General features: G+C 63.9%; 23 protein-coding genes. 6 read left to right on the top strand and 17 right to left on the bottom strand.

Annotation, left to right across the window (positions count from 1 at the left end; all coding sequences use genetic code 11):
- Window positions 1-101: 101 nt before the first annotated feature.
- The 12 genes from N6H05_RS17685 to N6H05_RS17740 all read right to left on the bottom strand — a co-directional run bounded on the left by N6H05_RS17685 (window position 102) and on the right by N6H05_RS17740 (window position 9691).
- On the bottom strand, window positions 102-1364 hold the full coding sequence (locus N6H05_RS17685; RefSeq protein WP_284110899.1) for a hypothetical protein: 1263 nt from the start codon (window positions 1362-1364) through the stop codon (window positions 102-104).
- 191 nt (window positions 1365-1555) lie between these two features.
- On the bottom strand, window positions 1556-1957 hold the full coding sequence (locus N6H05_RS17690) for a type II toxin-antitoxin system VapC family toxin (RefSeq protein WP_048938827.1): 402 nt from the start codon (window positions 1955-1957) through the stop codon (window positions 1556-1558).
- Window positions 1958-1960: 3 nt separating this feature from the next.
- Window positions 1961-2194, bottom strand: a complete 234-nt coding sequence (locus N6H05_RS17695) for an antitoxin (protein WP_010338822.1) — start codon at window positions 2192-2194, stop codon at window positions 1961-1963.
- A gap of 35 nt (window positions 2195-2229) precedes the next feature.
- Window positions 2230-3039, bottom strand: coding sequence for a PRTRC system ThiF family protein (locus N6H05_RS17700; RefSeq protein WP_048938828.1), 810 nt, complete (start codon window positions 3037-3039; stop codon window positions 2230-2232).
- Window positions 3029-3688 (bottom strand): PRTRC system protein A, encoded by a 660-nt coding sequence (locus tag N6H05_RS17705; RefSeq protein WP_279727987.1) that lies wholly within the window; start codon window positions 3686-3688, stop codon window positions 3029-3031. The genes N6H05_RS17700 and N6H05_RS17705 overlap by 11 nt, the downstream gene beginning before the upstream one ends.
- Window positions 3685-4515 (bottom strand): PRTRC system protein B, encoded by an 831-nt coding sequence (locus N6H05_RS17710; protein WP_048938830.1) that lies wholly within the window; start codon window positions 4513-4515, stop codon window positions 3685-3687. Before N6H05_RS17710 ends, N6H05_RS17705 begins: the two co-directional genes overlap by 4 nt.
- Window positions 4464-5639, bottom strand: a complete 1176-nt coding sequence (locus N6H05_RS17715) for a hypothetical protein (protein ID WP_279727988.1) — start codon at window positions 5637-5639, stop codon at window positions 4464-4466. The genes N6H05_RS17710 and N6H05_RS17715 overlap by 52 nt, the downstream gene beginning before the upstream one ends.
- 87 nt (window positions 5640-5726) lie before the next feature.
- Window positions 5727-5933 (bottom strand): PRTRC system protein C, encoded by a 207-nt coding sequence (locus N6H05_RS17720; protein WP_279727989.1) that lies wholly within the window; start codon window positions 5931-5933, stop codon window positions 5727-5729.
- A gap of 53 nt (window positions 5934-5986) precedes the next feature.
- Entirely contained in the window at window positions 5987-6418 is a 432-nt protein-coding gene (locus N6H05_RS17725) for a PRTRC system protein E (RefSeq protein WP_279727990.1), read from the bottom strand.
- A 34-nt stretch (window positions 6419-6452) separates the two neighbouring features.
- Entirely contained in the window at window positions 6453-8198 is a 1746-nt protein-coding gene (locus tag N6H05_RS17730) for a PRTRC system ParB family protein (RefSeq protein ID WP_284110901.1), read from the bottom strand.
- Window positions 8195-8410: a hypothetical protein gene (locus N6H05_RS17735; RefSeq protein ID WP_103094772.1), complete on the bottom strand. Its 216-nt coding sequence runs from the start codon at window positions 8408-8410 to the stop codon at window positions 8195-8197. The genes N6H05_RS17730 and N6H05_RS17735 overlap by 4 nt, the downstream gene beginning before the upstream one ends.
- A gap of 84 nt (window positions 8411-8494) precedes the next feature.
- Entirely contained in the window at window positions 8495-9691 is a 1197-nt protein-coding gene (locus tag N6H05_RS17740) for a DUF932 domain-containing protein (protein ID WP_284114260.1), read from the bottom strand.
- 184 nt (window positions 9692-9875) lie between these two features.
- Between N6H05_RS17740 and N6H05_RS17745 the strand changes: the two genes are divergently transcribed.
- The gene (locus tag N6H05_RS17745; protein ID WP_284110903.1) at window positions 9876-11651 is read left to right on the top strand and encodes an ABC transporter ATP-binding protein; all 1776 of its coding nucleotides are present in this window, start codon (window positions 9876-9878) and stop codon (window positions 11649-11651) included.
- Here the strand turns inward: N6H05_RS17745 and N6H05_RS17750 are convergent.
- From N6H05_RS17750 to N6H05_RS17765, 4 genes are all read right to left on the bottom strand, one after another.
- On the bottom strand, window positions 11633-12478 hold the full coding sequence (locus N6H05_RS17750; protein WP_284110904.1) for an N-6 DNA methylase: 846 nt from the start codon (window positions 12476-12478) through the stop codon (window positions 11633-11635). The genes N6H05_RS17745 and N6H05_RS17750 overlap by 19 nt on opposite strands.
- Window positions 12479-12481: 3 nt before the next feature.
- Window positions 12482-13180: a hypothetical protein gene (locus tag N6H05_RS17755; protein ID WP_284110906.1), complete on the bottom strand. Its 699-nt coding sequence runs from the start codon at window positions 13178-13180 to the stop codon at window positions 12482-12484.
- A gap of 97 nt (window positions 13181-13277) precedes the next feature.
- On the bottom strand, window positions 13278-13892 hold the full coding sequence (locus tag N6H05_RS17760) for a hypothetical protein (protein ID WP_284110908.1): 615 nt from the start codon (window positions 13890-13892) through the stop codon (window positions 13278-13280).
- Entirely contained in the window at window positions 13885-14370 is a 486-nt protein-coding gene (locus N6H05_RS17765; protein ID WP_284110909.1) for a hypothetical protein, read from the bottom strand. Before N6H05_RS17765 ends, N6H05_RS17760 begins: the two co-directional genes overlap by 8 nt.
- A gap of 253 nt (window positions 14371-14623) precedes the next feature.
- On the opposite strand from N6H05_RS17765, the gene N6H05_RS17770 reads away from it, so the two are divergent.
- Together N6H05_RS17770 and N6H05_RS17775 are read left to right on the top strand one after the other, a co-directional pair.
- A complete protein-coding gene (locus tag N6H05_RS17770; RefSeq protein WP_502958942.1) occupies window positions 14624-15973 on the top strand; it encodes an IS1380 family transposase in 1350 nt (449 codons plus the stop codon).
- A gap of 241 nt (window positions 15974-16214) precedes the next feature.
- On the top strand, window positions 16215-17387 hold the full coding sequence (locus N6H05_RS17775) for a Ros/MucR family transcriptional regulator (protein WP_284110911.1): 1173 nt from the start codon (window positions 16215-16217) through the stop codon (window positions 17385-17387).
- Window positions 17388-17743: 356 nt separating this feature from the next.
- Here the strand turns inward: N6H05_RS17775 and N6H05_RS17780 are convergent, their stop codons facing one another.
- Window positions 17744-19438 (bottom strand): strawberry notch C-terminal domain-containing protein, encoded by a 1695-nt coding sequence (locus N6H05_RS17780; protein ID WP_349666196.1) that lies wholly within the window; start codon window positions 19436-19438, stop codon window positions 17744-17746.
- 253 nt (window positions 19439-19691) lie between these two features.
- On the opposite strand from N6H05_RS17780, the gene N6H05_RS17785 reads away from it, so the two are divergent.
- The 3 genes from N6H05_RS17785 to N6H05_RS17795 are packed head-to-tail and all read left to right on the top strand — an operon-like array spanning window position 19692 to window position 23277.
- The gene (locus N6H05_RS17785; protein WP_007015824.1) at window positions 19692-20924 is read left to right on the top strand and encodes a site-specific integrase; all 1233 of its coding nucleotides are present in this window, start codon (window positions 19692-19694) and stop codon (window positions 20922-20924) included.
- A complete protein-coding gene (locus N6H05_RS17790; RefSeq protein ID WP_009823940.1) occupies window positions 20921-22276 on the top strand; it encodes a tyrosine-type recombinase/integrase in 1356 nt (451 codons plus the stop codon). Before N6H05_RS17785 ends, N6H05_RS17790 begins: the two co-directional genes overlap by 4 nt.
- Window positions 22273-23277, top strand: a complete 1005-nt coding sequence (locus tag N6H05_RS17795) for a site-specific integrase (protein WP_009823939.1) — start codon at window positions 22273-22275, stop codon at window positions 23275-23277. The genes N6H05_RS17790 and N6H05_RS17795 overlap by 4 nt, the downstream gene beginning before the upstream one ends.
- Window positions 23278-23289 lie beyond the last annotated feature (12 nt).

A 23289-nucleotide genomic window follows, 5' to 3' on the forward strand; every position in this document is an offset into this window, starting at 1 on the left:
AGTATTGCCGTTTGCGCGTTTTTGCCGGACATGACGGGGAAGTTGGGCATCTCGTGCATGGGATCCTCCCAAATTGTCTGATCGTGCAGTGGGCGGCGCGGTCAGGCAGCCGCGTTGCGATGATGCGGGATGGCGGCTGCAAAGCGTCGCAGCATCGCCGCCATGTGTCTGCGCATATGCGCTTTGTTGGTAATGATCGCCTCGGGGTTCAGCAGTTCGCACTGCGGCGTCATGAAGCCGATTGCGGGATCGCCATCGCGTAGTTCGATAACGAGGCGGTGTCCGCGTGGCTGGGCTTTATGGGCATAGCGGGCGACGAATTCGCCGAGGCGGCCGGACAGCCCCTGCGCGAGCTTGGTCCAGCGGATATGGCCGCCGGCGAGGACCTCGCCCTCGCATAGTCCGCGCTCGAGCCAGGCGCGCAATTGCGCGCGCTGCTGGATCGCCGAATTACACGTGCGCTCCATGGTCCGGCAGAGCGGAAGCATGCCGGCATGTCGGTCTATCCAAGCGAGATCTTCGCCATCGGCAATGATCAGCAGGTCGTCCGGTTCGATCCCGGCAAACAAGGCCCGTAACTGATCTGCTGGATTCCCGGTCTGGGCGGGCTCCGCACTGCGCCACGCACGAAAGCCCCGACCGACGTCGGCTATGATGATATGCGCCATTTCATGCCCGGGCTGTGCCTGGAGCATGGTCATCAAGCCTGCTGCGGCATTCGATGCAGTGGCAGCACCGATGATCACGGTGCGTTTCGACCATAATGCGGGACGCGGGGCGTCTGTCGGAGACGGCCAACTGCTCGGAGCCGGCCGTGAAACCAAAGCCTTTCCGGGAGCCGGGAATCGGTCCTCCTGTCGCGTGGCAGCCGCGTAGGAACGCCTGGCCACGTCGAACAGATCTTCGAAACAACCACCGCCATCGCGGAAGCCCTGGGCGTAAGCGGGCGAGGTTTCACCCGGTGGCGCCGAGAAATCGCGAGGTCCCCAGCCAGCCTCCGTCGCGTATCGACCCTGAGCATAGAGGACTGCAGCGTCCCAGTTATAGCCATGCTGGGCGCGTGCCTGGAGGATGGCCTGATCGAAGGGCCTGATCTGGCCGCTTGCTACGCGCTTCTCGATGCAGGCGAAGTTCGTGCGCTGTCTTTCGCGTTCGGCTTCCTCGCGGATGGCATCATTGAAGGGGCGGAGCGCGGCGACGCGCGCGCGGCTGCGCGCCATGCGTTCATGCAGCGGTGCATCGGAAGGAAGGTCCGGATAGTCCTTCCATACCGATGCCAGCACCTCGGCATGCTCGGGGCGGCGGCCATGGGCGATCCAGCACTGCCGGTCGGCGGGATCGAAGGTGGCAGGATCGGTCGTCACGCCGCAAGACCCGGCATCGATGAGGTGGCGAATGCTTCAGCCGCGCGCCAGGAATGGCAGGGCTGCCGACACTGACAGTACGAGGTAAGCATGGGGCGATCTCCCTGGGACCACCCTTCTGCCCTCCCCCTTCCCTTCTTCATGCTCGCTAACCACGAGAACCAGACCGGGAACGCCGTGCGAACCGGGCGTCAGGTGGTTCGGAGCCAGTTCACCAGTTGCAAGCCATCGACCCGCTCGAATTCGCGGATGTTGTCGGTAACGAGGGTCGCGCCGATTGCGAGCGCGTGGGCGGCGATCAGCATATCGTTAGCGCCGATCGGCGTGCCACGGCGCTCGAGGTCGGCACGCAGACGCCCATAGCAGGCGTCGGCATCGTCCTTGAGCGGCAGCACCGCAATGAGAGACAGCAAATCCTCGATCTTGCTTTTCAGGCGCGGCGATCCGCGCTTTTCTGCGCCATAGCGCAGTTCGCCGGCAACGATGATGCTGGTCGCAACCGCATCCTCGCCGACGTCGGCGATAGCGTGGGCGACCATGCCATCGGGCTGTCGGATCAGGTCCGACAGGATATTCGTATCGAGCAGGAACATGGATCAGATGTCGACCGGTTCTGCCGGCAGGTCCTCGATCGGGCCGATCTCTTCATCGAGCGGTTCCCATGTCTTGAGAACGGCAAGCAGGGAGCGCGGCCGGGCGGGTTCGATGATCAGGCGCGAGCCTTCCTTGCGGATAATGGCGTCCTCGCCCGGAAGCTCGAACTCACGGGGAATGCGGACCGCCTGGCTGCGGCCGTTCTTGAACAGTTTGACGTGACGCTCGAGGTTCATGGCGACTCCTTGGCATATGACATAGCCTATACAGGCTACGAATGCGAGATGTTTGCGTGTCCGGGCGCAGCAAGTGATGCGCCATTCGCGAAAGGAAGCGGGATCGGGACGGTCTGACCGCCGGCAAGATTGATGAAGGCCCCGGCATGCCCGATCGAACCGCGCCCGAGAAGATCGAAAAGCAGCGCGAGCGCATGGCTTGCGACGACGCGGTTGACGAACAGCGACTGACGCTCGAGCGCCTCTGCGACCGAACAGGAGGGCGCATCGTCTTCCGCTACGCTTTCGTCGGCGAGTTCCGGAAAGACTTCGAGCACGGTGGGAAGACGGGGGCGATCGCTGTGACTGGTGCGCCGCGGGCAGCCGATCAGGTACTGACCGTCGCCAGCGCGGTTACCGAGGTCCATCCAGTAGAGGGGCGGATTTCTGCCGGTCTGCAGTGCCGCCCCCAGCGCCCGGCGGGCCGCGGCGGTATCGACGCAGCTGATGAGCATGTCGAAGGCCTCGATGCCGATCGCTTCAGGAGCGCGTCCGTGAACCGCCTCCCAGGCAAGGCCATGCGCGAGATTGATGCGCTCGGTCAGTGTACGCGCCTTGGAATGGCCAATATCGCAGCGATAGAAAGGCTGACGCCCAATGTTCGCCTCGGTGACGATATCGTCGTCGACCACGGTGACGTCGAGCGAACGCGAGGAGATCGCGCGCAGTGCGGTGTCGAGCGCGGCGAGACCCATCAGCATCTGGGCTCCGTTCCCGCCGCAGCCGACCAGCAGGATCGTGATCGCACAATCGTCAAAGACAGCAGGAAGATAGTGCCGGGCTTGGTCAGTCTGCTCAGTCTGCATCGGGAGTTCCTGCAAAGGGACAGCGCGGCAAGGGCAGGAACATGCCGCCCGCACAGAGCCGCGCAGCCATGGTGGGACCATCGGGATGATCGAGACGTCCGAAGACGATCGCTATCTTGGTGGCATGGGCATCATCGGCGTCGTCGGTGGCGCTGAAGAATGCACGGCCGCCCGCGTGGCTGTGGATGTCACAGACCATGTGCCAGTCAGGCGGCAGCCTCGGCATACGATAGACCAGTCGTGTCGGTGTCGCTTCATCGATCTCGGGGAACTCGACGGCAAATTCACGGCTCGCCTCGTTCCACAGGATGAATGCGGCGGCCTCATTCGGCAGGGCCGCCTTGAGAAATTTCAATATCTGCACGAAATAACGCCGGGGTACGAGGCCGCAGCGTAGATCGGCCCGCGCCGCCCCGATGCTGCCATAAGGGACATAGCCGACGATGGGCGCCGCAACCGGCACGTCCAGCGCCAGCCACGGGCGACGCAGGATCAGCATCACACCGTCACTGCCGATGGCGAGACCATGGCCGACGCGGGAAGCGCGCAGCGTCTCGATGGCGGGCGACCTGCCGAAGGGCGGCACCGGATAACAGGGCATGGCCTCAAGCACCGCCGCTGCCGTCGCATCATCGGTGGGCATCGTCATACCCGGCCCCGCGCGATGAGCCGGCCTACCGTCACCGCGCAGGCGGCGGTCCTTCGCGGGCCTATCCCCTGCCCGGCCGTGCCGGTTCCAAAAGGCTTGAGACGGCTCACCGGAAACCGGGTAGCCCCGCGCGCTGCCAGATCGTCCCAGAGCCGCACCAGCCCGCCCTTTCCGCGTATCGTCCGATCCTGCCCGGGATTGGGATGCGTCGACCAGGAGTCGAACAGCGCGCTCTCATAGGCGGGAATGGAGGCGATACTGAGCGCCCTGGGTTTCGGGATGTCGCCCCAGCAGAGCCGCCCGTCGGCGAAGACGTTGAGGATCGGCGAGTGCAGAACCGGCGTCTCGGCGTCCGGGCGTTCATTTACCGGGAGGGCATAGACGCCAAGCCCATGGCGCGTGGCGATCAGGAGATGGGGCGGATAGGGAACCGGCAGCGTCGTTCGCGCAGCGAGCGCATGGAGATCGGCAGGAGGATCGGACAGCGCGAAATAGGCCAGGCGCACCTTAGCCGGCACCCACCAAGCCAGCATGTCGGGATGCGCGACCAGCACATGTTCGGGGAGAAGCTCGGGCTGGGCGGTACGGCCAAGCGCCTGTGACCACTGCCGCAGATGTGCGCGCGTCAGCGGGCTGCCGGCCGCGATCGTCGGCCGGCCATCGCCATCGTGTTCCACGGTATGGATGCTGGCGAAGGCGGTGGTATCGCCCTGCGCGGTGCCACAGGGTTTGAGATGCCGAGGCGCCTGGTTCGTATAGAGCAGGATGGCGTTCGTCAGGACGAGACCGCCGCCGCTCGCTTCGAAGTGGGTGCTATGGTCGGACATGGGAGGCTCCTGGCCTTGGGTGGATCGAAGCGGACGAGGTTCTGGACCGTGAGGAGGAACTGTGCGCCGAGCCGCAGTGAGGCGAACCAGTCGTCGATGCAGGCCACATCCGGCAGCGGGCAGATACCGGCGATATCCATGAACCCCATTTCCATGCCGCTGCGCATGACATCGTCGAGTTCGCGGGCGAACGGAACGAAGGGAACCAGCGTCAGCGGCGGCAGCGAGGCGCATTCCTCGATACCGGGGAGATATGCGCTGGCGATCTCGAAATCGAAGTGCCAGGCACCAGCTTCGGGCGAGAGCGTACTGAGAACCTCCTGCGCAGCACGCACATCCGCCAGCTTGCGACGCAGGGCAGCAGGAAGACGGCTCAGCGGCGCCGCGTTCGCTGCGATCATCCAGCCCGGCCGGCGTTCGTTCATCTGCGAAGGGAGCATGTGACCGTCGAGATCCTCGGCGTCCGCGCCATGACATTCGATCAGGCTGCGGCGGGCCGCTTCGTCATCGATTTCCCCTTCCCAGTAGTACATGGACATCTCGTCGAAGAGATCCTGGTAGCTGAAGACCGGCAGCACGCGCCCAAGCGTCTGCTCGAGCGCCCGGTAGGCGGCGGCGCGCCAGGCGGTGGGCGCATCGCCGGTTTCGATCCATCCAAGGTCAAGCTGTCCCATGCTGTCGCAGATGATCGCGATCGCGGGCGGCCCATCCGCCTCACTGTTGAGCACGGCGATGCGCAGATCGACGATATCGATCGGGTCCAGGATTTCACGCACAGCGGCATCGAACACCGCCTCGATGTGGCGGCGGGCTTCGAGGCGCGTACAGGCTCCTGCATCCTGTGTCCGAGGCGCGGCCCAGCGCCCGATCACCCGGTGATGCGGCGCCAGCGGCGCGTCGAAGATCGCGGGGACATCGGGGGATAGCCCGACGGCCCTGCCCGCAAGATCACCCGCAGGATCACTGGCAAGATCAGCCGAGCGGCGGGAGGCGAAGTCCGGCCGGCGGCTGGAGCGGTTCGCGGGACTCGCCCGCGCTGCCCGGCAGGTCGACGACGATCCGCGTATGGAGGGCTCGGGCACAAGGGCTACAGGCGGGCGGGGTGAAGCCGGCAGTGTCGCCATCGTCCGTCTCGATCCAGTCCAGGAGGGTTTTACGCAGCGCTGGCGGGATGGTCGCGCCGCGGCGTCGCGGCGCCGTCGGCACCGGGATCAGCCCTTGGTGCCGACGGCGCGGCGATATTCGGTGACATGCGCGCCGCCCATGACCCCGGCATCGACCGTCTCGGCGTTGAGGATCGCCGGGTAGAGCGTCGCATGATAGGCGCGCAGCGCGGCCGGGTCCTGCGCGAGATGCGGCGGCACCGGAAGGTCGATGCCGTCATAGCGATAGGTTCGGGTGAGATGATCGATCTGCATGACTGTCTCCGGGAGATAGAAGGAGAGATGGAGCGAGGTTTCCGCGCCGTAATTCACCAAAGGCTGGCGGGCTCTTCGGGCTTGGCGTCGGCCGGCGGACTGCCGGAAGCGTGCGCGGTCGCGCCAGCGGCCACCGGTTTCGGCGTCGGTTTCGGTGTCGGTGTCGCCGCCTTGGCCTTCGCGGTCGCGGCAGCGCGAGCGGCTTCGGTAGCCTGCCGCTGCTCTTCCAGCTGGTCGGCAAGCGCCTTGCGCCCGGCGATGAGCTGGCCGAGTGCGCCGTCCTCGCCCCGCGCAAGTTCGGCATCGATCTCGGCGGCGCTCGCGGTGAGCGCGATCGGCCGGAGTTCACCGGCGTCGGGCTTGTGGCCGCCGCCTTCGATCATGCGCGGGATGATGGTGAGCGTGACCATGCCCCCGGGCCCGGCGACAAGATCGCAACCGAGCGAATAGCGGGCGAGCAGCGGAAGCAGGCTGGTAATCAGCATGGGGAGAAATCCTTCTGGAAGAGCGTGGGACCGTTCAGGCGGCAAGGTCCGTGATCGGAACCTCGCTAGCGCGTGCAACTGCCCGAGCAGGCGGTGGCCCATATGCGCCGTCGAGGGTCATGGCGCTCGGCAGACGCCCTGCCCACTCGAAGCCGAGTGCGTGGAGCATGCCGGCGATGAGATCGGTCTTCTTCTGGCCGAGCAGTTTCGCGAACGCCTTCTCGCCGATGTGTGCGATCACCCCGCATTCGCGGGCGATGAACCTGAGTTCCTCTTTCGAGTAGCGTTCGAGGAAAGTCTTATCGACGTGCCAGGCGTCGCGCAGGTCGACGGCGAAGACTCGCGCCAGGTCGGCGACATGATCGAAACCGGCCACATCCTTCGCATAGGCCGCGCCGATAGCGGACAGCACTGTCGCGGCCTGTGGTTCCGGTAGCGCCTGGACCACGGCGATCTTCTCGCTGAAATCGAGATCGGGGAAGGACGCACCGACCAGCAGCCCGGCACGCCCGCGCAATGTCTCCGCCTTGATCTCCGGAAGCGTACCGGACATCGCGGCGACCAGGATCGTGGCCTGGGCATGGGCCGGATTAGCGGCGAGCGCGCGGGCGAGCGCGGTGCGCCAGGTCGCCTCGCGCAGTTCCCTGGTGCGGATCGCGATCGACCGGGCGGTGACGGGGGACTTCGGCGTGTCCGGCTTCCTGGCGCCAGTATCGATCGGCGCTGTCGGTTTTCGGGCATCATTCGCAGAAGATGCGGCCTGTTCATCCCGGAGATGAAGGAAGGGCGCGCCGCTGTCCCCGCTGTCGTCATCCACGACACCGTCTTCGTCACCATCGGCAGCGATATCCGGATCGTCGATGGCGTCGATCTCGTCCTCGGCCTGCTCAGCGCCGGTATCGTCGTCTGCGGAAACCTTCGCAGTCCGCGCAGCCTTTTCAGCGCATTCCTCCTGTTCGAAGCGGATCATTTCGGCGGTCTGGGTCTTGAGTTCGAAACACCCGGCATTGGTGCAATGCCCGTCCTCGATATGCGTCTCGAACAAGGCGCGCTGCGCTGCGGAGTTGAACGGGCAGGCAAGGCACTCGCCTTTATCGAAGCAGGCATGGGCGAGATCCTGGGTGACCCGGATCAGCAGGTCGCGGGTCTTCCCGACGTCAAGACCGGAGGCGAGGATCGTCTCGAGCGCCTTCTCCTGCTTGTCGGCGGGAACGGCGGCGAGCAGTTCGGCATGTCCCAGCTTGATCCGGCGCTGGTCGAGCGCGTGCTTGACCGGCTCGCAGAGGGCTGCGAGCGCGAGACGGCGATCGAGCTTGGTTTTCGACCACCCGAGCCGGCGAGCGGCTTCGCCGCGATCGTCCTGGCAGGCGGCAAGAACGCGGAGCGCCGCATCGGCCTGCTCGGTTTCCGAAGCGTCGTCGCGCACGTCGTTCTCGTCGATTGCCGCCTCGAGGGCCTCCTGGTCGGTCATCTCGCGGATGATGACGGGGACTTCGCCCTCGGGCCCGAAGGCTTCGAGCGCCGCGCGGTAGCGACGTCCCCCGGCGACAATGAGATAGCCCTCACCCGTCTCCTTGACGGGACGAACCAGTATCGGCTGGAGCATTCCGCGCAGCCGCAGCGATGCCACGAGCTCGTCATGCTTTCGGCTGTCGAAATAGCGGCGCGGATTATATCCGGCGCTGATGCTGGCGAGCGGCAGCGTCGTGGCGGGCGGGGGCGACGCGGCGATCAGCGCGGAGATTCCCGTGCCGAGGCGGCGGGTAGGTTGGCGGGTCATGAGCCGGGCCGCAGGGTGGCGGTGCGGCTGAGCCCGGGAATGCGCGGGTCGTCATAGACGCTGCTCACCGACATCTGCAGCGCCTGCTGGCGGGCGCTGAACCAGGTCGACGCGGTGACTATGTAGCTCTGGGTGGCATAATGCTCGCCGTCGCTGAAGAAGGCGACGTCCACGGTGAAATCGGAAAGGGAAATATCGGACTGGGCACGCATGGCCTCATCCTTTCATGAGCATAGCCGCCCCGGTCGAAGACCGGAGCGGGCGATGGAGGGAAAATTCGGATCGGGAACTGCGCCTCAGAGCGCCTGTTCGAGCAGCTTTCGGGCCTTGGCTTCGAGTTCGAGGCGGCTGTCCTGATGCGGCCTCGTGCGCGCAACGGCGGTGATGCCCTGCACGAAATCATAGACGCTCGTGGGCGGGTGCCCTTCCTCGGCGAGGACCGTCTGGATGATCTTCGTCGTCTCGGTTTTCGAGAAGCCGCGCCGCCGCAGGAACGCGTCGCGGTCCTCGTCCTTGCGCGCGACGATACGTTCGCGCGCGGCGTTGATGCCGGTGATGAAGTGCTGCGGGGAGGAGTTCGCGAAGTGCTCGAGCGCCGGGGCGGCCTGGTGTGCGAAGCGGGCGCTGGCGAATTTCGAGTGGCGAATGTTCACTTCCTCGAAATTTTCCACGCCCCACAGGCACCTGTTCGCGCATACGCCGCGTAGATAGAATGTCGCGATGCCGAGGGTTTTGGAGCCGACCTCGGAATTCCAGGCATAAAATCCGCGAAAATAGAGGTCGGGATCGCCGTTCGGCAGTTTACCGGCCTCGATCGGATGGGTGTCGTCGACGAGAAACACGAAGACATCCCTGTCCGAAGCGTAGAGCGTGGTCGTCTCCTTCGTTATATCGACATAAGGGTTATAGCGCATGCTTCCCCAATCGATCGTTCCAGGAACTTTCCACCGTGTATCGCCGACGCCATCCCCGGCGAATGCCATGATGGCCTGTATCAGTTCCCAGTCATACACCCTGCCATACTGACTTCCGGTCGCGGCCCGCAGTTCTGTTCGGCCATCGTCAGTCTGCAATATTTTGACCTGTTCGCCTCTGTGGGTGACAAGTCCGTGTTGTAGATTGATACCGGCAAGCGCCGCGGGCAGCTGGCGCAGGTAGGAGGCCGGGGCGCCGACGAGGCTCGCGACCTGGCCGAAGGACCAGTTGGTGGGTGTGAGTGGACGCTCGTCGCCCGGTGCGATCAGCGTGAGCCGTTCGGGATCATCGCTTCTCGCCTCGACGCGGATCGCGCGGCTTTCGACGGTCCGGGTGGTCGAGCGATCGGCCCGGGCTCGCACGCTGTCGTAGAGGCTGGAGAGCGAGAGGAATTTCTCGTCGTCGGGCCGGGAGAACCATTCCGAGGATACGCGGCCACTGCGGCCGCCGCGCGAGACGTCGATGCGATAGGGAGCGGACACGGGGGGCGTGTCGGTCATGCGGGCTATGCTCGCCATGGAAACCATCTCCTTGAGCTTGAGGGTAACGGGACGATCCACGTCTCCCGTCACCTTCCCGCACCCCCTTCCCCCCTTTCCGGATCATGGGATCGCGCATTCCAAAGGGGCTGATTTGGCGCTAGGATAGCGGCCGCGTTCCAAATCCTCCTTCTGGCTCATCAATCGCCAGGAGGTCTGTGCAGTGACGACATTTGCTATATTGGCGCGGCTGACGCAGCTGATGCTATCGGCGCGCCTGGGTGCAAGGCAAAGCCTGGTCGAGGCCTTCGCCCTCGAAGCCCTCGTGATCGCGATGGGCGTTGCCGGACCCTACGCCCTCAAACTCCTGATCGACATGCTGGCAGATCCTTCGGGATCGCTCCTGTATCTGTTCGTCACCGTGATGCTGTTCGTGGGATGCTGGGCGGGCGCATCGATCCTCGAGACCGCGAGGCTTTCCTGTACCGCGAAAATGGTCGATGCGCTGGCGCGGCATTTCATCATCCGCGCGCTCGCTGCGGCCCTGCCCGAGATTACCGCGGCGCGCGACAGCCGCAGCGGCCGCGTTCCCGGCATGCTGGAGCGCCTGCCTTACAGCCTGACGCTGGTCGTCGAGGGTCTGATCTGGCGGCTCGGGCCGGTGATCCTCCAGGCCCTGGCCAGTCTCGTGGTGATCGCGGGCCTGATCCGGCCCCGTTATGTCCTGATCCTGGCGCTGACGCTGCTGGGTTTCCTTGCCGCGACCTGGCTCGGCGCCAGGCGTCATCGCATTCATGCCGAGGCGACGAATGCGGCGGCATCGCATGTCTCGCGCACGATCGGCGATATCGTGCGCAATGCTCGCCGCGTGGTGCTGAACGGCGCGCTCGACCGCGAGCTGCTGCATACCGGCGCTGCCCTCGGCGCGAAGCGTCACGCGGCCGCCGGCATGTACCGTTCGCTCACGCTCATGGCGGCGCTGCAGTTCTGTGTGGTCGGGCTTGGTCTCGTGGCGCTGCTGTTGCTCGCCGCTCTCGATGTCGGCCGGGGGCGCATGAGTGCGGGCGATTTCGTCCTGCTCCAAACGTACGCCTTCCGGCTGACCGTGCCGCTCAGTTCGCTCGGCTATATCCTCGCGCAGGCGGGGGTAGCCATTGCCAACATCCGCGACGTCCTGAACTTTGCGACCATCGATGCAGAGAACAGCGCCCTGTCCCCTGGTCTTACAGCGTCGTCAGATCTTGTCGCCGAGAATGTGAGCTTCCACTATGGCGAGGGGATGTCCGGCGTGGCCGGGATATCTGTGCATGTGCCGGCTGGTTCTTTCGTCGCGATCGTTGGTCCCAACGGTTCGGGCAAGTCCACGCTCGCCCAGCTTCTCGCAGGTGTCCTTGAACCTTCATTCGGCACGATCACGATGGGCGGGACAGATATCGCGGCGATCCCCTGGGCGGATCGGCATCGCCATATCCTCTATGCGCCGCAGTTCATCGGCCTGTTCAACCGGTCGCTGCGCGAGAACATCCTCTATCCCCCGGCGAACCAGGCGATCGGCGATGTCGAGGAATTGCTGCACCTTTGGCGGTTTCATGAACCTGGCAGACCGATCGACTTCGAGATGGAACTGGGGGAACAGGGTGAGCGTCTTTCGGGAGGCCAGGTCCAGAAGCTGGAGCTCGCGCGGCTGGCAGGCGTGGACGTGCCGGTGCTGATCCTCGATGAAAGCACCTCCGCTCTCGATCCGCGCAGCGAGGCGAACGCGATCACGAAATTGCGGAGCAGAGCCGACGGGGCAACCACGCTCATCATGATCACGCATCGGTTGGCGACGGCGCAGGCCGCAGACCAGGTCCTGTTCATGGAGGGCGGACGCCTGGCAGGATGCGGTACGCATCGGGAGCTTATGGATCGTCACGGGTCATACCGGCAATTGTGGTTGGAGGAATGCTCGACGAAGTTACCTGATGATCAATGGCTGGATCAGAAAAGGCTGAGTTGACGCGGTAACGGCGATGGCTTGTTGTAGCCGGGTGCAGGTTCGGTCTCCTTGAACGAGCCGGCCGATTTCGCAGCCACAACAGGCGGGATCGTTTCGATCGCGGTCTTGTCCTGGGGCGCTGACGCCAGCCGGGCGGTCCAACCGCCAAGGATATGGGCTGGTGTGAACCACTGCTCCCGAATCTCACCGGAAAGCGCATTGCCGACGATCAGGCGCGCGGGAACGTGCAGCAGCGACAATTGCGCATAGGCCATATGGACCGCGCGGGGATCGATGTCGATCGCGGTCACATGGAGGTGGCGCTGATAATTGATGTCCTGGGCCCGCAGGGCGTCGGCAAGCGCGATGACCATGCTGCCGGACCCGCATGCCGGCTCCATGGCGGTAAGATGCCCTCGGGTTTCTATGGTTTCCCGACGGGTGGCGTTGTCACCGATCAGCATGTCCGCCATCGCCCTGCTGAGCGAATAGGGCGTGAAGAACTGGCCCTTCGCCTTGTTGTGCAGTTCGAGATCATGGAACAGCTGGCCGAGCACGTCGCTCATTCCCGTTTCCAGCGCCATGGCGAGTTCGGCCATGACCCGTGGGAAGCTTTCGACGACGTCGGCGCCGTAGCGCCCGACGATGTCGAGGTAACGGGCTTCGCGCCGCGCCCGCTGGCGCAGGTCGACGCTGTTGGCGATCGCGATTGCCATCGCCTCCATGCAGTGCCCGAACACCGTGTAGATATCGTGGCGCGGCTGGCAGCGCTCGAGGAGCTTTCGCATGGCCTTGAGATGCGGGGCATGGGCTGCGGACACATCCGAAGCAAACGATGAGGCGACCATCGCTCAGGCCGCTGCTCGCCATTCGTACAGCAGATGGGCATCCGGGTCGTGATCCGAGCCGATGGAAATGCGCACCAGCTTGCCGTCGCAGGCGAAGGCAGCGGCGCGCGGGAAATCGAGATGGCTCCTGCCTTCGAGGATCAGATCGCCCGATCGTACCTTGGTGATCGTGCGCGTCGTTCCCAGCGATCGATGGCCCGCCGGCGCATCGATGAGTTTCAGACTGTCGCCCGCCTTCACCCGCTTCTTGAACGCGGCAAGCGACACCAGCGCTTCGACGGGATTTCTGGGACCGCGCCTTTTCGCGAGCGCCGCCCAGTAGGCCCGCCCGATCCGCGTTTCGCAGAAGAAGGAGCAACTGTGAAATCCCTGGAGCGCATTGGCGCACGTGAAACCGAACCGCTCCATCTGGTCGCGCACTTCGACGATGAACGCGTTCTGCCTATCGCGCTCGGTAAGGTCGGCAGGCGTATCGAGGATTTCGGCGGTGACCTTGCGGCCGCCCGCAAATTTGCTCGTACTGATCGCGATGCGCGTGAGGATGAACTGTTCGGCGAGATGCCGGCCCATTCGTGACGCAAGGGAAGGCAGATCCTCGCCCGAGCGGTACAGATCGCCCTGGTACTGGAAATTGCCGCGTTCGTCGTAGTCGGTCTGGCTATAGAGGCGCGTAGGCGCACCCGGCGCGGTGGCGTCGGTCATGTGTCTATCCTTGGTTTTCGGAAGAAGGTCGCGACGGGACGCGGTGGCGTCTCGCCGACCGCCGTTTCACGGCATGCAGATGCGGAAGGGATTAGGTTTAAATTGCCGCACCGGCCGAACTTTGCCGTGCGGCGATCCAGTCGAGATAGCCGAGACGGGTCTCGTCATTGGCAACTTCGGTTTTCCAGTCGGACACGGGATGGACCGGGTGATCGCTCCAGGGGTCGGCAGCGGGCTGCAGCGCCTTCGACAGTCCCTCGGCAGTCTCGCCGAATTCGATCCGATCGGCAAAGATGGCGCACCATCCACCGCCCGTATCCTCGGGCCCGGGACGCGAAGAACCATAGCTCCACGTAAAGCCGATCGGCGCTTCGCTCAGCGTCTGCGGGCAGCAGCGCTGGATCAGCGTCGCGATGGCGTCGGTTTGAAAATCGCTGTCACCATAGATCGACACCATGCAAGGATCTGCTCCGGTGACCCGGAGCTCGGCGCCGAACTGGGGAAACCGCGGATCATCGAAGATCGCCAGCAGGCCATTGAAAGGGTTGCCCAGTTCGACCGGCGGGAAAGCCGCGAGGAATTCTGCGCTCGGGTCGCCCGGCGCCAGCTCGTTGTCGAGGTCAGCGGCATGCTGCCACGCCTCTTCGACCAGTGCGGCTTCCCGCGCTGTACAGGTGAATACGACCGAGCCCTGAACATGGTGATCAGCCATGGGGGATCTCCGAGATGACGACATCGATTGGCTCGTCGTCCACGATCAGCAGGGGAGGCGGATTCCTGCGTGCGCGCTGGTAGTCCGCTTCGATCGCCTCCATGCTTCCCAGTTCCCGGATGCGCGCGATGGAGAAGATTTGCTCGTCTTCCTCGGTGGTCAGGACCAGCTGTGGCTCGCCGCTACCGGTGTAAACGATGCGAACCGACGGGAAGCTACCGGGAGAAGCGCCAGACCAGCGTACATAGTGGAGACCGTGCCGGTGACAAATTGCCTCAATTTCTTCGAAACAGCCGTTGGCGACATCATGATCCATGAGCGCGAGCGGCTTACCGACCGGGATATCGTCGGGATCGAACGGCGTACCGTCCCAATCGACAGCCGGATTATCATTTCTGATCGCGTTGATCAGTTCGGGGTAGCAGGACCGGGCAAGTCTGCCGCCGATCAGGATGTGCGCGGATACGCAGTTCGCCATGTTGCACCTCATGGAATAGCGAGACCTCGAGCTGGTCTTCTGCTCTACTCCTCTCCCTCCCCTTTCCGCGGACTGACGGACTTGTTTCCACGGACGACTTGCATGAGACGTGGGAACAGGCTTAGCCCGTCTTATTCACCGACGGGGGCCTGAAGGGTTGGCGGGAGTGGCATAAGCCTCTGATCTGAATTAGGAACTGGGTGTCTACGCCGGCCCTGCTGCAGGGCAGAAAATGCCACAGGCCACACCCGCCATGAAAGACGATATCGCAACTTCATTCCGATTCCCAGCGGTCGGCGGGAAGAAGATCACAGCCGCGTTTGACGGTGGCCGACTGACCTCGGACGGCGGCGTTCTGCTGCTTGCGCAGGCCGAGCGCGCGATGGGGCTCTGCCGGCGGCTTGCGGGTTGCATTGCCGATCCGCGTGACCCGACGCGGGTGATCCATCGCCTCGATGACATCCTACGTGCCCGGGTGTTCGCGATCGCGTGCGGCTATGAAGATGCCGATGATCTCGACGCCCTGCGCGACGATCCGGGCTTCCGCCTGGCGCTGGGCAAGTTGCCGGGATCGGGCGCGGGGCTTGCCAGCCAACCGACGATGAGCCGCTGGGAGAATGCTCCGACCACGCGTGAGCTGGCCAGGATGATGGCCGAGATGATCGGCGTCTACTGCGCCAGCTATCCGGCTCCACCAGTGGCGGTGACGCTGGACATCGATGACACCTGCGATGTCGTGCACGGCTATCAGCAGTTGTCCTTCTGGAACGGGCATCACGGTGAGCGCTGCTTCCTGCCGATCCATGTGTACGACACCGCGACCGGTCGTCCGGTCGCGATGCTGCTGCGCACCGGTAAGACGCCGTCAGGCGCCGAAGCTGCCGGCCACATCCGGCGCCTGGTGCGTCATATCCGCCGGTACTGGCCAGAAACGCACATCACCTTCCGCGGCGACGGGCATTATGGCCGCCCCGAAGTCATGGCCTTCTGCGAGGCCCACCGCGTCGATTACGTGTTCGGCTTGCCGACCAATGCCGCGCTACGTGCTGATCCGGTCATCGTTGCCATCGCAGACGCCTGCGCGGTCAAGCGGGCCACGGCCCAGTATCCGGTCCTGCGCAACTATGCCGAGACGCACTACGGCGCAAAGAGCTGGAACTGCCAGCGCCGCGTCGTCGCCCGGATCGAGGCCAGCACGCTGGGCATGGATATCCGCTACGTCGTCACCTCGCTGACCGAAGGCTCGGCCGAGCATATCTACGACACGCTTTACTGCGCGCGCGGCCAAGCCGAAAACCTGATCAAGCGCCACAAGGCTCAACTCGCCAGCGATCGCACCTCGTGCCGCTCAGCCAATGCCAATCAAATGCGCCTCATCCTACACACCGCCGCCTACTGGCTGTTGTGGCGCGTCCAGCAGGCGATCCCCAAGACCACCGCGCTGGCCACGGCCGAGTTCGCAACGCTACGCTTGCGGCTGCTCAAGGTGGCTGCCCGCGTCATCGAAACCTCCTCGCGTATCCGTCTCGCCTTCGCGTCAGCCTGCCCGGAGGCCGACGTGTTCAAAGCAATCGCCACCAGTCTCCGGCCAGCACCGACATAGCCAGTGCGGCAGTGCCGCCGAAAGCCCGAGCCCTCGTCCATCAACCTCGAAAAGCCCTTTGCTCCTGCTGCGGTGAAAAACGCCGGCGCTGGCGCTCGCCCAGATCACGCGGCAACCGACCCACCAAACCCGAAATACCCCAGTGCAGCGGGCTCATGAATAAGCCGGGTTAGCTCTTCGGCAATTCTTTTTCGGCAAGAGACAACTTCCCTATTGCCTTCCCTTAGCCTGGAGTTTTTGCGTGGCCGATACCGAGCAGCCCGATCTCACTGCAATGACGGTGCAGTTACTGAGCGCCTATTTCTCGAACAACCAGGTGCCGGCCGGCGACATCGCCGGGATCATCGAAGCGACACGCGGCGCCCTCGAAGGAAAGGGCGAAGCCGAAGCGCCGGCACCGGTGGAACATGTTCCTGCCGTATCGGTGCGCAAGAGCCTGGGCTCGCGCGAGCACCTCATCAGCATGATCGACGGCAAGCCGTACAAGACGCTCAAGCGGCATCTGGCGACCAACGGGCTGACCCCGGCCGAGTATCGCGAGCGCTACAAGCTCCCGCGGGATTATCCGATGGTGGCTCCCGCCTATTCCGAGCACCGCCGTGCCGTCGCTGCAAAGCTGGGCCTTGGAAGAAAGGCGAGCGAAACGGCACAGACGGAAGCGCCCGTCACCGAACAGGCCGTACAGGAAGCCACTCCGCCCGCCCCGGTGAAGGAGCGGAAGCCGCAACGCACGAATAGAAAAACCAATGCGGCGACGCCGGTCGCTGAGGTCCCCGCCACCGCCGTGGAGCAAACACCGGAATCCGCACCGACTCCGGCGCCAGTGAAGGAACAGAAGTCGAAACGCGCGAGCAGAAAAGCCAATACAGTGACGCCCGCCGATGAGGTTGCCGCGATTGCCTTGGAGCAAACGCCGGAATCCACATCGGCTCCGGCGCCGGAAAAGCCCAAGCGTACGCGTGCAACGGCGGCTAACCCCAAACCCGCCAGCGAGGCTCCCGTGATCGCCGTCGAGACGTCGGAGGCCGCACCCTTGGCACCGGTCACACCGGCTGTCTCGACTGCGGCCGCACCTGCGCCAGCACCCGCACCCGCACCCAGAAATGCGAAGGGCGCAGCCACAAAGTCAGTCGCAAAGAAACCGGCGGCGAAGAAGGCATCCCCGAAAACATCCAGCGGTGCGAAGAAGCCCGCCGCTGCCAAGGAAGCTGCCGCCCCGTCGACCACTCCGGAGATCAAGACTCCTGAAGCGGCGAAAACGGAATCGTCCGCGCCTGTCCCCAGGAAGAAGAAGCTCGGGATCGTCACTGGCGCTAAGTCCGCCGCATCGCCGAAGTCGAAAGCTTCTGGCAAGCGTTCGAATGCCGCAAAGAAAGACGCAGCCAAGGATGAGACACCGGCATCCGCGGAATGATTGGAGAGGGTGAAGTGCGGTGCTGCCGCGCTTCACCCTCTCCTTCTGCAATATAGTGGGATCTGGAGCGGCATAGCTTCGCGCGACAGCGGTGGATCAACTCCGATCCTCGATGATCCTCGTCAATATGTCGCACGCGCGATCGGGCGGCAGGAACAATCTGGTCCTGAAGCTCAAGACCTCCGAGAATGCCCCGCAGGACTTGAGCCAGGTGCGATCCTCCGGCCGGTAATCGCGGATCTCGAGGCGAGGACTATCGTTAACCTGGGCCCGAACCAGCCTGGCTGGGCCCAGGCCCGGAATCGCTACGCCGCCCGCGATGCGCGCGCTGGCGATGATCTCGTCAGGCCCGAGAATTACGCCGCCGGCAAGCCCGAATGCCTGTTCGAGCCGTCCGATGGCGCCGGGATGGATGATACGCCCGAGAATGGACATGCCGGTGCCGTCGTCGATCCGCCACACGCGTACGTCATCGGCGGGAAGTCTGTTCCACACGGGCAGGAGCAGGCCCGTCGCCAGCGTGATCGTTTCGACCACAAGCTTTTCCCCAGCATGGCGGGCTTCCGCGTCCCAGAGCGCGTGGAAGCTGTCACGCTCGATCTCCTCCCCGCCACGTCCATTCGCGCCCGGCCACCAGGGCGTATGAGATAACAGCGTTCGATCCATTGGCCGTCCTCGTCCTGCCCCGGCCATGTCGACACATAGAGCGCCACCCGACCCGAGCGCGTATTGTGCAGCCACCGCACCTCGCCCGAACCGCGCAACTCGTACTGCAACGCGGCCCAACTGGTGACCGGCGGTCTTCGATGAAGTTCGAGCCGTAACAGCCTCGTTTCCGCGCCGGTCACTGGGTCGGCGCGCAGGAGTTGGTCGGACAGAACATGCACACGTTCGGCGCGGATCGTCTCGATCCCCAGATCAAGCGTTCCGGCGGCCCGCGCCGCTTCGACGCGATCCTCGACCAGTCCCAGGAATTCTTCGAAGATGCGGTTCTGCGTGGCGATGCGCAGGGCGAGGATGCGATTAAGCCAGCGGTGGATCGGCGGCAGGCGCTCCTTCAGTTCCCCGCCCTCGTCGCACAGTTCCAATCCGGTGTTCTCCTGGAAATCGGCGAGCGTCACGCTGCGCAGCTTGCCCTCATAAAGAAGATGAAACCACTGGACGAGCGCATCGCGCGCGAACTCGGATTCCAGACTGTCGGATGGATCGAAAAGATTCTGCGATCCGGCCTGACGCTGGCCCCGGGTCAGCGCGCCGAGCGCTTCGAGGCCCCGGATAATCGTGCTGAGGAACCGGCGCTCGCCGCGGCAATCGGTCGTGAGCGGGCGATAGACCGGCGGCGTCACCTGATTGGTGCGGTGGCTGCGACCGAAGCCCTGTACTGCCGAAAGGATGCGAAATCCCAGTTCGAGGAGAAAATGGGTCCGGCGACAATGCGCGGTCGGGCAGTTCCGATCCGAATGCATGGACCGGCCGGTGCTGCCCGCGAGAGAGAAGGCGGCGATCGATTTATTGCCGTTCTGAAAGGCCTGGACCTCGAGGACATTGGCGCGGGCGCCGCGCCTCTCGATCTTCTGCCGGCCCGTACTGTCGGTGGCGATGCGCCGGGAACGGCCCGTGATCTCGGCGACCCGCTCCGTACCAAAATGTGCGATCAGCGCGTCGAGCGCGGTCGGAATGGCAGGCAGAGCGCACAGGTCCTCGATCAGTTCGTCGCGAGAAGCAATTGCCTGCCTGCAGAGCACGGGATTGCCTTGGGCGTCACTCATCGGTTCCGAGCGAACCGTGCCGTCATCGGCGCGAAAGACCCGCATCTGGCGCACCGGGAAGGCATTTTTCAGATAGTCGACGAGGGTCTCCTTGGGAGAGACCTGGACATCCATCATCGCCCGTTCCTCCGGCGAGAGTTCGGACAGCCGCCGGTCCATGATGGCTTCGCCCGTGCTCGCCAGCTGCACCAGCACGGCATTACCCGCCGCCAGTTCCTGCTCGATGGCCGCGATGAGCGTCGGGATCTTCAGGCTCACGAGCAGGCTGGAGAAAAACCGCAACTTCGCCCCCTCGAAGGAGCTGAGCGCTGACCCGCGCGCCTGGCCGTTCTGGGTCTTGCCGGAAATCCGGTCGACTACGCCGATCTCGGCGAGAACTTCTCGCAGGCCTCGATGGATGATCCCTTATCGCGAGGAAGCGGTAATGCGGAGGAGCGCGGCGTAACCGGCGAATTCCCATGATAGTGTGCGCAGTTGCTGCGCATTATATTGGTTGCGAACCTCGGCGGTCCCTGGACCAGCTGAGGAGGCAATCATGTTGAAGTTGCATGACGAGTTGATCACCGAACTCTCGAATTCGCTCACCACACAGAATTACAATCCCGTGGTCGTGGCGAACCACCGTCTCTACGCCCGCGCGTTTCTCGATTATCTGGCCGAGTGCGATATACAGGTCGAGACTGTGACGCCGCAGCAGGTCGATCAGTATTTTGGCTATGCGGTTCAGGATTTTGAGATCCAGTACGGTCGGCCTCCCAGTGCGCGTTGGCACATGTTGCCCCGCACCGCGATCGCCAAGCTCCTCCGGCTTGCTCAAGGCAATTGGCCCCCGGACGCAGAAATGATCGGTCCCGATGACGAGCATCGACATGAAATTTGCCGCGAATACGAGGCATGGCTGCGCGAGGAGCGCGGTTTGGCAAGCGCGTCCATTGCGGCGCTGATGTGGGAGGCGCGAAACTTCCTGCGATGGCAGTTCGACCGGGCCGGTGCCGCCAGCCTCGAAACGTTGAGCATCGTGGACATCGATCTCTACATGGACATGCGCGCGCCTGGTTTACGGCGCAAATCATTGGCCGATGTCGCTGAGCGTCTCCGTTCGGTGGTTCGCCATCTGCATCGGACGGGTCGCATCCCGACCGATCTGACGCCACACATCATCGGCCCCATGCTCTATGCCTACGAAGATGTGCCGTCGACGCTGGAAAGGAGCCAAATCGCCGCGGTTCTGGCGACAACGCAGGAGGACAGATCGCCACGCGGACTACGCGATTATGCGATACTTCAGCTGCTTGCCACGTATGGGCTGCGCGAAGGTGAGATATGCCGCCTTCGGCTCGATGACGTGGACTGGCGCGCAGAATCCCTCCGGATCTGCCACACCAAGACCAACGCGTACTCGTACATGCCGCTAATGGTGACTGTTGGTGAAGCGCTGCTGGATTATCTGCGCCTTGGGCGGCCCCAGGTTGAAGTGCGGGAAATCTTCGTCCGATCCTGCGCACCCTATATCGCAATGACGAACCTGTACGGCATGATCCGCGGTCGGTTGGCCGCCGCAGGCGTAGTGCCAGCAGGAAAGCGGGGGCCGCATGTCTTCCGCCACGCACGTGCGGTCGAAATGCTGCGGGCATCGGTCCCGCAAAAGATCATCGGCGACGTGCTCGGGCATCGATCCACCGAATCCACCAATACTTATCTCAAACTGGCAACAGATGATCTCCGAGCCGTGGCACTCGAGGTGCCTGGAATGGAGGTGCTGTCATGAGCGCCTGGCACGATCCCGATCGCACCGTCGTCGACGCCTTCCTGGTAAAATCGCAGTTCCGGCCGGGAAGCGTACCGACATATCGCTGGTTCCTTTGCACCTTCGAAGATGTTGCCCGCCGGCATCCGGCGGTGGACCGGCAGATGCTCGACGCCTGGCTGAAGGAGATGCAAAAACGTTGGCGATTGTCGACGCTGCTCAATCAGGTCTGCATTGTCGACCGCTTCCTCGACCACCTCGTCGAAATCGGGCTGATCGCCGACAACCCTGTTGCTGCACTTCGCCGTCGGTACAACGTCAAGCAAAGCAAGCCGATCTGGCGGGCCTTGGCTTCCCCGAATCCCGACGAATCCTTGGCCGCGTTACGACGGCCTGCGCCCTTCGGCAGCGTGCTGGGTGACTTCATGCAAGACCATGTCATGCTGATGCGCAGCCGGGGATATCAATATGAAGCGCAGGCTCACTGGCTGCTGCGGTTCGATCGGTTCCTTCAGGCCCGTCCCGACCTCGCGGAGCAACCACTTGAGGCAATGATTGCGAGCTGGGCGGCTGCCAAGCCGACCCGCAACCACGCGGCTGAATGCCAGAAGCTGGCGCGCATCCTGACCAAGGCGCGGTTCCGCCTCGATCCGACTATCCCGCCAAAGCGCTTCAATCCCCGGCCAGAGCGGGAAGTAGCGCGGGAGCATCGGCAACCGCATATCTTCAGCCCGGCTGACGTTCGGCGTATGCTCGATACCGCACGGACTTATCCGTCGCCGGACGCTCCGCTGCGGCCGTTGACCCTCTACACCATGATCATGCTGGCCTATTGTGCCGGGCTACGGCGAAGCGAGCTGGCATGGCTCGATCTTGGTGACGTGGACCTGCAATCAAGCACGATCACGATCCGGGAAACGAAGTTCTACAAGACCAGGATCTTGCCTCTATCCGACAGTGTCGCGGTCGAACTGCGCGCGTACATCGATGCGAGGCGGCGCGCTGGCGGCCCACAGAACCCGAAATCAGGGCTGTTCTGGCATGCCCACTTAAATGACCGCTACAGGCCCGAGGCGGTTACGACAATGATTACCAACGTCATGCGCCGTGCTGGGCTCAAGCCCGCTTCGGGCCGGACCGGGCCGCGGGTCCATGACCTTCGTCACTCGATGGTGGTGAACCGCATCCTCCAGTGGTACCGGTCCGGCATTAACCCTCAGGAAAAACTGCACTTCCTCTCGACCTACATGGGGCACCGGGATCTCCACTCCACGCTGGTCTACATCACCGTCACGCAGGATCTGTTGCAGGAAGCCAGTGAACGGTTCCGCGCGCTCGGCGCCCCGTGCCTTGTCACGGAGGCGCGGCCATGAGGAAAGGCAATCCATTGCCCGCGTTGTTGCGGGCGTTCTTCCAGGAGTGGCTGGCCGAGCAGCGCAGCGCGTCAATCCACACGATCCGCTCTTATCGCGACACCTGGCGGCTGCTGCTTCGGTTCGTCGCGGAGCGAAAAGGCTGCGGGGTCGCGCGGCTGACGCTCACCGACGTCTCGGCCGGCGAGGTGCGCGCGTTCCTTCATCATACCGAGCATGGCCGCAAGACCACGATCGGCACGCGGAACTGCCGACTGGCCGCCATCCGCAGCTTCTTCAGCTTCGTGGCGGACAAGAATCCGGAATACATCGCGCAGTGCTCAGAGGTCCTGGCTGTTCCGTTGAAGCGGGAGCCCACCTCCGCGCCGTGCTACCTCGAGCCCGAGGAGGTCGAGGCCATCCTCGCCCAGCCCAACCGATCGACACTCGAAGGGCTGCGCGACCATGTACTGCTCTCGTTCCTCTATAACAGTGGCGCGCGAATCCAAGAGGCGCTTGACCTCTGTCCCGAAGCAATCCGGTTCGATGCACCGAACTTCGTGCGTCTTTACGGCAAGGGGCGCAAGGAACGCATCTGCCCGCTCTGGCCAGAAACCGTGGCATTGCTCAGGAAGCTACTGGAGCGACAGCCGCGTGCGCCCGATGAGCGGATCTTCGTCAATCGATACGGTGAACCGCTAGGGGCGTCAGGGGTGCGGTTCAAGCTCAACGCCTACGTGGAACAAGCCGCGAAATCGACGCTGACCCTCCAGTCAAAACACGTTACGCCTCACAGCTTCCGGCACGCGACCGCCGTCCACCTCGTTGCCGCCGGGGTCGATATCACCGTCATCCGCAGTTGGCTCGGGCACGTCAGTCTCGATACGACCAATCACTATGCTCAGGCCAATCTGGAGACCAAACGAAAGGCGCTGGAACAGGTTGGCGCCCCGGCGGCGAGCAACGTGCCACCTTCGTGGAAGCGAGATGCCAATCTGATGGGATGGCTCGACACCCTATAGAATAATGTGAAG

Source organism: Sphingobium sp. WTD-1, from assembly GCF_030128825.1.
Lineage (GTDB): Bacteria > Pseudomonadota > Alphaproteobacteria > Sphingomonadales > Sphingomonadaceae > Sphingobium.